Annotated in this window: 8 protein-coding genes and 1 pseudogene; 4 read left to right on the top strand and 5 right to left on the bottom strand. The window is 69.1% G+C overall.

What is annotated here, in order from left to right:
* Nucleotides 1-305: 305 nt before the first annotated feature.
* Nucleotides 306-428 (bottom strand): annotated as a pseudogene (locus GXW76_RS19395) (IS481 family transposase); the annotation flags it as partial.
* A gap of 56 nt (nt 429-484) precedes the next feature.
* Nucleotides 485-655, bottom strand: coding sequence for a hypothetical protein (locus GXW76_RS19390; protein WP_211863751.1), 171 nt, complete (start codon nt 653-655; stop codon nt 485-487).
* A 107-nt stretch (nt 656-762) separates the two neighbouring features.
* Between GXW76_RS19390 and GXW76_RS19385 the strand changes: the two genes are divergently transcribed.
* Nucleotides 763-1,098, top strand: a complete 336-nt coding sequence (locus GXW76_RS19385; protein ID WP_211863750.1) for a hypothetical protein — start codon at nt 763-765, stop codon at nt 1,096-1,098.
* Between the two features lie 91 nt (nt 1,099-1,189).
* The gene (locus tag GXW76_RS19380) at nt 1,190-1,501 is read left to right on the top strand and encodes an HU family DNA-binding protein (protein WP_211863749.1); all 312 of its coding nucleotides are present in this window, start codon (nt 1,190-1,192) and stop codon (nt 1,499-1,501) included.
* Between the two features lie 1,210 nt (nt 1,502-2,711).
* Here GXW76_RS19380 and GXW76_RS19375 read toward each other — a convergent pair.
* On the bottom strand, nt 2,712-4,160 hold the full coding sequence (locus tag GXW76_RS19375; RefSeq protein WP_211863748.1) for an MFS transporter: 1,449 nt from the start codon (nt 4,158-4,160) through the stop codon (nt 2,712-2,714).
* Between the two features lie 128 nt (nt 4,161-4,288).
* On the opposite strand from GXW76_RS19375, the gene GXW76_RS19370 reads away from it, so the two are divergent.
* Complete coding sequence (locus GXW76_RS19370) at nt 4,289-5,182, top strand: LysR family transcriptional regulator (protein ID WP_211863747.1); 894 nt, start codon at nt 4,289-4,291, stop codon at nt 5,180-5,182.
* 262 nt (nt 5,183-5,444) lie between these two features.
* On the top strand, nt 5,445-6,197 hold the full coding sequence (locus GXW76_RS19365; protein WP_211863746.1) for a helix-turn-helix transcriptional regulator: 753 nt from the start codon (nt 5,445-5,447) through the stop codon (nt 6,195-6,197).
* A 670-nt stretch (nt 6,198-6,867) separates the two neighbouring features.
* Here GXW76_RS19365 and GXW76_RS19360 read toward each other — a convergent pair.
* Complete coding sequence (locus GXW76_RS19360; RefSeq protein WP_211863745.1) at nt 6,868-7,854, bottom strand: Bug family tripartite tricarboxylate transporter substrate binding protein; 987 nt, start codon at nt 7,852-7,854, stop codon at nt 6,868-6,870.
* On the bottom strand, nt 7,851-8,858 hold the full coding sequence (locus tag GXW76_RS19355) for an NAD(P)-dependent oxidoreductase (protein ID WP_211863744.1): 1,008 nt from the start codon (nt 8,856-8,858) through the stop codon (nt 7,851-7,853). Before GXW76_RS19355 ends, GXW76_RS19360 begins: the two co-directional genes overlap by 4 nt.
* Nucleotides 8,859-8,949: the final 91 nt, after the last annotated feature.

The following is an 8,949-nucleotide window of genomic DNA, read 5'->3' as shown; positions in this document are numbered from 1 at the left end:
CGGTCCAGGAGCCAATTGAGCGATACCTGCCCCTCAGCAAGCATGGCATCGAGCATGGCTTCCAAGGCGAAGGAGGTGGGCGGGCGCAGGATCATTGCGCCGCAGCATAGGCGGCCTGCGCGGCGGCATGGGAGCAATGAATTGCGCTTCGCCGGGCGGAGGCCGTCACTCAAGTAGAAGCCGTCGCGTCCGCGACGGCGTGTCGATGAGTGGATACGTCTGCATCCCGTCGACGCGAAGCCGAAAGCAGCCGAGGCCCGACTGACGGCCGGCATCATCGAGCTGGCGAAGCGCTTTGGCTGGTAGTCGTGGCTGTCGCAGTGGAAGCGCTTGACGGTGGCGTCCTTGATGGTGCGGTACATCCGCTCGATCTGGCCGTTGGCCCAGGGATGGTTGATGCGGGTGAAGCGATGCTCGTCGCCGCACTCGGCGTCATGGCCGCGGTCTATGGCCTGGTGCCGGTCCGGCGAGCGGCGTGAGCCGGTCACTCCATGCTGAGCACGAAGGCGGCGACCTCTCCGATCAGCGTGAAATGCAGGGCCGGGTGATGTGCCAGGATGGCGTCGTGCACCGCCTTGCTGGTGTCGACCCTGCTGAAGGGATCGAGGGTCGCCGTGCAACCCGCGCGGCGGCCAGCGTCGAGACGCTCAGCCACGGCGGAGGGAGGCGGGGCGGCTCTCCGTCGGGCACGCGAACGCTTATTGCCCCTTTGAGAACAATACAAGAACATGATAGCCTGCCCGCTCCGAACGGAGGATGGTCATGGCAGCACGTCGCCGGGCAGCGACACGCCCTCTCGATGCGGCGCTGGTGCGCCTGCAGACCATGGCGGCGCGCGGTAGTCAGCCGAACCGCATGGCGCGTGAGGTCGAGCTCATCGTCGATGAATGGCTTGGTGAGGCGGATGCCGATCCGGCTGATGTGAAGGCCCGCCTCGACGAGTTGCACGAGCAGCTGGCGTCCGGTGTCGTCGATGCCGAGGAGCAGGTGTCCTATGTCGATCCCGACGAGGCGGCTGCGGTGAAGCAGGCTGGCGTCACATTGGCAGCGTTGGTCGCAACGCGTGATGCGGTGGAGCGCGCACGCGACGCCATGTAAACGGCGGGGCCAGCGCGGGGACGCCGCGATCGCTGCTGACAGTCTGCCTTGACTTCGCTATGGCACGCGATCTGCAACGGAGATCCAGTTCGTGTCGAAGAAGTTCCTGACCGAGGTCATCGCAAACTCCACCGACTTGTCCGGCGTCGCGGCGACCAAGCTGGCCGGCGACATCATCGAGGCGATCAAAGGCGAGATCGTCGCGAGCGGCCGTTTCACGATTCCCGATTTCGGCGCCTTCGTTGTGCGCGAGACGCCGAAGCGTACGGCGCTGAATCCGCGCACGGGTGAGAAGGTGCCCGTGAAGGCAGGTGCGACTGTGAAATTCAAGGCGAGCCCGGCGCTGAAGACGGCGGCGCTGAGCGGTCTCAAGAAGGCCAAGCGCAAGGCTGCGAAGCGCTGAGACAGCGTCCGACGGCCGCTCCGCGCTGTTGCAATTCACCCGCTGGCGGAGCGGAGTCCGCATCTCGTAGACTCTCGCCACGATGACGAATTGCGGGTGCAGCCTTTTGCACCGCGGCTCGCCAGCCACAGCGTCGCTCAATCGAGGCAGTGGCTCGCGAGCCGCAGGATCCTTCCTGGGCGCGGCATATGCGGGAGGCGGAAGCGCGCAAGGTTTCTAGCGCCCGGCCAGTTTCCCAGGTTGCCAGCGTCGCGTGTTGCCAGCCGCGCCGGCCACCATTCCACCATCACGCAGGTGCAGATGCCTCAGGCCCCGTGGGCTGCGAGCGCCGTCGAGGCGCGCGCGGTCGCCGCGTTGCTGCCCTATGCTGGCATTGCGCACACACATTCCGCCGAGCAGGTGGCGCAGATCGCGACGAGCTCATCACCGGCACGGCCGCCTGCTCGCCGCGCAATCCCTCGGACTGGAAACGGTCCCTACCATCATCCGCACCGGCCTGACCGAGGCCCAGAAGGCCGCCTATCGTCTGGCCGACAACCGTATCGCGCTGAACGCCGGCTGGGACGAGGCGCTGCTCGCGGCCAAGGTCGCCAAGCTGCAGGAGATGGGCGGCGTCGACTTGGCACTGACCGGCTTCGACGGCGCGGAGATCGAGCGCCTGCTGACCGGGCTGGAAACCGAGGTCGGCAACCTGCCGGCGCCAGCGATTGCCAGCGGTTCCGAACCGGCTCCTACCAGCCCGACCCGTATGGCGCCGCGCCGAATGAAGATCCCGCAGATGCGGAGCCAGACCCGCCGGGCCGGGCCGTCACCCAGCCGGGCGACCTCTGGCTGCTCGGCGAGACCACCGCCTGCTCTGCGGCGACGGCACCGACGCGGCGACGGTCGCCCGCGTCATGGGAATGGATCACGCGGCGCTGCTCTTCACCAATCCGCCCTACGGGAACCAGCGCGCCTACATCACCGGCGGCGTCTCGAACTGGGACGCGCCGATGCGCGGCGTCTCCGGCGCTGCCTCCGGTGCGATGCGCGTCGACGGCCAGGTGCTGGTGAACCTCGGGCTGATCTACCGCGAGGGGGAATGGCAGCCCTATTGGCAGGGCTGGCGGCGCTTCGGGCTCTATGCGTGGGACCAGGGGCTCTGGGCCTGCCGTGCGACTGGAACGGTCGCCTGGCACCGGCCTGAGCCACTCGACGACGAACATGGCACTCAAGACGGATCTGCGGGCGTTGTTGGTCGCCCTGACATGTGGCGCGCAGCGGCTGCAGTGGCGAGCCCCAGCACGATCAGCATCGTCGCAACAGCGAAGGTCACCCGCATGCCGGTCGCGACGTCCTCGGCACGTGCCGCCGTCATGTCTGCCGTGGCTACTGCCAGCACGAAGACCGCGCCCATGACCGAGGCTCCCGTGATGAGCCCGAGATTGCGTGAGAGGTTAAGCATGCCAGATACGATGCCGCGTTGGTCGGGGCGGACATCGACCATGACGGCAGTGTTGTTGGCCGCCTGGAACAGCGCATAGCCAGCGGTGATGACGAGTAGCGGCGCTACGTAGCCGGAGATCCCCAGCGACATGGGCATCAGGGAGAGAGCCCCGGCGCCCGTTGCCATTCCCATGAGCCCGACTGTGATCATTCGCCGGACACCGAAGCGGTCCACAAGGCGCCCGGACGGCATGCCGGCCAACGCAGCAACAAGCGGGCCCACGGACATGGCCAGGCCGACCTGCGCCGCCTCGAGGCCAAGCGCACGCGAGAGATAGAAGGGTCCGACGACCAGCGTCGCCATCATCACCGTCGAGACGAGAGCACTCATGGCGAGGCCGGCGCTCAGTACCGCGTCACGGAACATCGCCAGGCGGAGCAGAGGCGCCGCCGCTCTCGTCTCGGCAAGCACGAAGAGGCCCGCTGCGGCGATGGCGACTGACAGCAGAACGATGTTCAGGAAGCCGAAGCCGCCGCGCCCGGTCGTCATGGCAAGCGCGTAGGCCGCGAGCGCCAAGGCCAGCAGCAGTGCTCCCAGCTTGTCGAGCTGCGCCCGGCCGGTGCTTCGCACCGCGTGATCAGCCGGCAGGCACCGATATGCGAGAAGGAAGGCGGCGAGGCCGAGCGGCAGGTTGATCAGGAAGACCGCGTGCCAGCCAATGCCCGAAATGAGCATCCCACCCATCGACGGGCCAAGGGCTGTCCCGATGGCGGACATTGTGCCGAGTAGCCCCATGGCGCTGCCTGTCCTGGCTTTCGGCACCGCCTCGCCGATGAGGGCCATGGAGAGGGCCATCATGATGGCAGCGCCGAGGCCCTGCAGAGCCCTGGCGGCGATCAGCAGCGGGAGCGTCGTCGCCGCACCGCAAAGGGCAGAGGCCACTGTGAACAGGGCGATGCCGGACAGCAGCAGGGTTCGGCGGCCAGCGATGTCGCCCAGTCGTCCGACGCCGACGATCAGGGTGGTGGAGGCGAGGAGGTAGGCCAGGACGATCCACTGGACCTGCGCGAAGGAGGCACCGAACGCCTCGCCGAGGGTCGGCAGGCCGACATTGGCGATGCTGGTGCCGAGCGACGACATCAGCATGCATAGCGAAAGGCTGGCGAGCGCCCATCGCATTGCTGCGCTCTGTTCTGGAACGGCTGCAACCGCCGCGTCTCGTGCTGTCGTCATGATCGGCCTCGATCCGGATTTCACTCCGGCGAGGTAGTCCAGCCCGATAGGTGGCGGAATGCGCACGATATGCACTTCATTCGTGCATCTGACGCCACATCACAGGCCGACCCTGGTATGGTCGGAGAATGTCGGCGCCCGATCTTAACCTGCTTGCGACCCTCGATGTGCTGCTCGCAGAGGGCAGCGTCGCGCGCGCTGCCCGGCGGCTGCGGCTCAGCCCCTCCGCCATGAGCCGGGCGCTGGCGCGGCTGCGCGAAACGACCGGCGACCCCCTGCTGGTCAGGGCTGGGCGCGGTCTCGTCCCCACGACGCGGGCAATCGAGTTGCGGGGGCGGGTCAGCCAACTCGTGCAGGAGGCGGAGGCCGTCCTACGCCCGGCCGACACCCTGGACCTGAGCCGGCTGGTCCGCACCTTCACGCTCCGGACGAGCGAAGGGTTTGCGGAGAACTTCGGGCCGGATCTCATCGCACGCCTCGCTGGGGAAGCCCCTGGCGTGCGCCTGCGCTTCGTGACGAAGTCGGACAGGGAGAGCACGCCGCTCCGCGATGGTTCAGCCGATCTGGAAACCGGCGTCGTGGGCCAGGTGATGGGACCGGAGGTGCGCACCCAGGCATTGTTCGAGGATCGCGTCGTTGGGGTCGTGCGCGCGGGGCACCCGTTGAGCCAGGGCGAGATGACGCCCGCCCGCTACGCAGCCGGCAGGCACATCCTTGTCTCGCGGCAGGGGCTGGACCGTGGTCCGATTGACGAGGCCCTGGAGCCGCTTGGGCTGACGCGGGAGATCGCCACCATCGTCAGTGGCTTCTCGACGGCGGTGGTCTTGGCGCGGCGTAGCGACCTGATTGCTACGGTGCCTGAGCGCCATACCGAAAGCCTGCGGGCCGGGCTGTGCAGTTTCTCGCTTCCGATCCCAGTGGCCGCCTTCACGGTTTCCTTGCTGTGGCACCCGCGCCTGGATGCCGATCCGGCGCATCGCTGGCTGCGTGGCTGCGTCCGTGAGATCTGCAGGCGGCCCTGAACCGGCGGTTGTGGATGGTGCGCCGCCGGAGCGCACCGCATCCATCGGCACCACGTTCGGTGGCATGTCCAACTTCTGGGCGATCAGCCCGAAGGCCAGGAGGAAGTTGCGGGCGCGGGCACCAGTGCTCCACATCACCTCGACCGTGTGCGCGCCGTGATCATCGCGGCTCCTGACGCTCCCCTCGCGACGGATCGAGGCTGGCCGATCGGCCGGACGTCTGAGATAGACATGCAAACGCGCAGGGAGGGACCGGATCGGGATGGGGTACACGGCTGCCGGGCAGATCGTGGTCTGGCAGGGCGGCAGTCTCTGGGCTGGCCGTGCCGCGATGACGACGGACGTCCACTCGCACCACGCCATCCAGATCACGCTCGGCCTCGACGGCGGGTTCCGGCTCAGCGGCCCCGAGGCGGGGTTCGGTGCCGAGACCGTCGCGGCGGTGGTGGCCGCCGACAAGCCGCATGCCTTCTCCGTCGATGCCACGGTCGCGCTCATCTTCGTCGAGCCGGAATCACTGCAGGGCCGCGCTATCAGCCGGCTCTGCGGGGAGGCGGCAATTGTCGCCATCGATCCAGAACTGCTCGGCCACACGGCCGCCGGTTTGCTGGAGGCGATCAGGGGCCGCAACGGCGCCGAGATGGAGTCCGCTGCACGGGCCGTGGTCGCCCGGCTCGGTGGGCCGGGCTCGCCGCGCGACCGGCCGGATGCCCGCGTGGCGCGCGTGATCGGGATGCTCGGCCTGCGCCTCGATGATCCGCCGAGGCTCGAGGAGGCTGCCCACCTGGCCAAGCTCTCTCCCGACAGGTTTCGCCATCTGTTCGTCGAGGAGACGGGATTGCAATACCGCAGCTACCTGCTCTGGCTGCGCCTCGGCCGCGCGGTGGCCGCCTTCGCCAAGGGCCAGTCGCTGACCGAGGCAGCCCACGCCGCAGGCTTCTCGGACTCGGCCCATCTCAGCCGAACCTTCCGGCGCACCTTCGGCCTCATGCCGTCCTCGCTACGCGTGGAGTAGCCGCTACGTTCAAGTCGCCCACGTCTCCTCCGGGTAGGTTCCGCCCGCTAACCAACCACGGAGAGGATCCGATGAACGCCAACTGCTCCTGCGGCCCGAACTGCAACTGTGGCCCCGGCTGCGCCTGCCCGAGCGCCGCCAACGCGGCCTGCGGCTGCGGCCCCGCCTGCACCTGCGGCGCAGACTGCCGCTGCAAGCCCGAGAGCCGGTGCAATCCGGCGTGCCTGTGTGGTCAGGCGTCCGAACGGCCCATATCGGCGTAGCTCGACAGCGCGTCGTTAGTGATGCCCTGGTACTGTCATGCTCGCGCGGCGGCCTGATCGCGGCGCCAGGACAGCGCCGGTACACATGGAGGCGCGAGGGGCCGCCAACTCACCCCCGATCTCCATCGGGCGGCCTGCGAGGCCTCGTAGCGGCCGGAGGGCCGCACGCGGTCTTCCGGGGCCCCTGCGCTCCTGCCGGACTCGTGGAGGCGATTGCCCATGTACGATGCGGCCTCGCGCGGCGGGCGGTCGCGGTCCGAGCAGGAGCACCGCGTCCCGGAGTCGGGGCGTTCCCCTCCACAAGCGGGTGCAGCAGGCCGCGCGCGGCCGTGCACCCGCCTCGTGGGGCGCGGCATGGCGCTCTCCGCAGCCTCGACGCCGCCGCCCTCAGACTGCGCCATGGGCTCTCAGTCCGGCGTGATCCCCGCGCGCCGGATGACCCCCACCCATTTCTCGATCTCGGCGCGCTGATACGTCGCCAGTTGCTCCGACCCCGCGATGAAGGGTTCCATGCCGAGTTCGTTCAAGCGCGCCCTGATCTCGGCGGTGCGGAGCACCTTCTGCGTCGCCTCGTCGAGGCGCGCGACGATCGGCGCCGGAACTCCGGCCGGGGCGTAGAATCCGACCCAGGTTCCCGCGTCGAAGCCGGCCACGGTGGCGGCCACTGGCGCCACGCCGGGCAGTTCCGGGATCGCCTGCGGCGCGCTGACGCCGAGGGCACGCAGCTTCCCCGCCCGGATCTGGGGCAAGGCCGAGGGCACCGTGTCGAACATGACGTTGATCTGTCCGGCCAGCAGCGCGGAGGCGGCCGGCGCGGGGCTGCGGAAGGGCACGTGCAACATGTCCACCCCCGCGAGGGCCTTGAACAGCTCCCCGGCCAGGTGGCTCGTCGTGCCGTTGCCCCCCGAGCCGTAGCTCAGCTTCCCCGGCTCCGCGCGCGCGAGGGCCACCAGTTCAGCGACGCTGTTCGCCGGAACCGAGGGGTGAACGACCAAGACGAGATGACCGCTCGAGACGCCCGAGACGGCGATGAAGCTGCGCAGCGGATCGTAAGGCAGGGTACGGTAGAGCCCGACATTGATCGCGTGAGTGCTGATGGTGCCGAGCAGGATCGTGTAGCCATCGGGCGCGGCCTGGGCCGCGGCCTCGGTGCCGATCAGCCCGGCAGCGCCGGCGCGGTTCTCGACCACGACCGGCTGGCCGAGCTCGGCCGACAGCGCCTGAGCCATCACGCGCCCGGCGATGTCCGTGAAGCCTCCGGGCGCGAAGGCGACGATCATCCGGATCGGTCGCGTCGGCCAGCGCGGGGCGTCCTGCGCCTGCACGGACGACGCGCGGAGGATCGCCATGGCGGCGGCCAAGCCGCCTAGGGTGCTGCGTCTGCTGATGGTCATGGTTCGGATCCTCCTGCGCAGGCCGTTTGCGGCCGCAGCCGCATCAGGCGATGGGCGGCGTCCACGTTGATGGCGCCTTCGGGCACGCGTCCCTCGGACAGCGCGGTGACCTGCCGCACGATGTCCATCGCCTGATGCGCGCGGGCCTCGCGCGTCACGCCGCCGATATGCGGCGTCGCGACGACATCGGCGCGACGGGCCAGGCGCGGAGGCGGCAGCTGGTCCTCCGCGCTGCCGACATCAAGGCCGGCGCCGCGCAGGTGCCCGCGATCGAGCGTCGCTTCGAGCGCCCCTTCGTCCACCAACTCGCCGCGCGAGAGGTTGATGAAGACCGCGCCCCGCTTCATGACGCCGAAGGCGCCCTGGCCGAAGAGCCCGATCGTCTCCGGCGTCGATGCAGCGAGGCAGACCACGATGTCAGATCCCTTCAGCAGCGCCCCGAAGGACACGGCAACGACACCCGGATCGCCGATCTCCACATGCGGGTCCGAGGCCAGCACAGTCATGCCGATGCCGCGCGCGATGGCCGCGAGCCGCCGTGCGATCCGCCCGTACCCAACGATGCCGAGGGTGGCCCCGTTCAGCTGGAACCCACTGCCCGGACGAGGCACACGGCCCGATCGATAGGCCGCGCCAGCCCGCGACACGCCGCGCGCCAAGTCGACCATCATGCCGAGGCCGAGTTCCGCCACCGCATCGCTGAAGCCCGGCGAGACCCGCGTGACCAGCACTCCCTGGGCGGATGCGGCCACGAGGTCGATTGTGCTGACATCGACCGCAGCGCGGAGGAAGGCGATGAGGTCCGGCGCCGCAGCGAAGGTCTCTGCCGTGCCCGGTGTGGCACGGTGCGCGATGATGGCCTGGCAGCCAGTCGCGGCGTCGGCAAGGTCGCGCCCCACGAGAATGCGACCACTGCGATTGAACACGACATCCGCGCAGTCGCGCAGCGCATCGAGCGGCGCCATCTGGAAGGAGTGCGGCAGTTCCGCCTCGCTGTGGGTCATGAAGACCCGTAACCGTCTCAAAGAGCCCGTCACGCCGGGAGGCCGGCGCGCACGATCCGATCGACGGCGGCGCAGGAAAAGGATGCGCGCG

Origin of the sequence: Neoroseomonas soli (assembly GCF_018129065.1) — a bacterium.
Taxonomy (GTDB): domain Bacteria; phylum Pseudomonadota; class Alphaproteobacteria; order Acetobacterales; family Acetobacteraceae; genus Neoroseomonas; species Neoroseomonas soli.
Note: the sequence above shows the minus strand (reverse complement) of the source record. Positions and strands in the feature narration are given on the sequence as shown.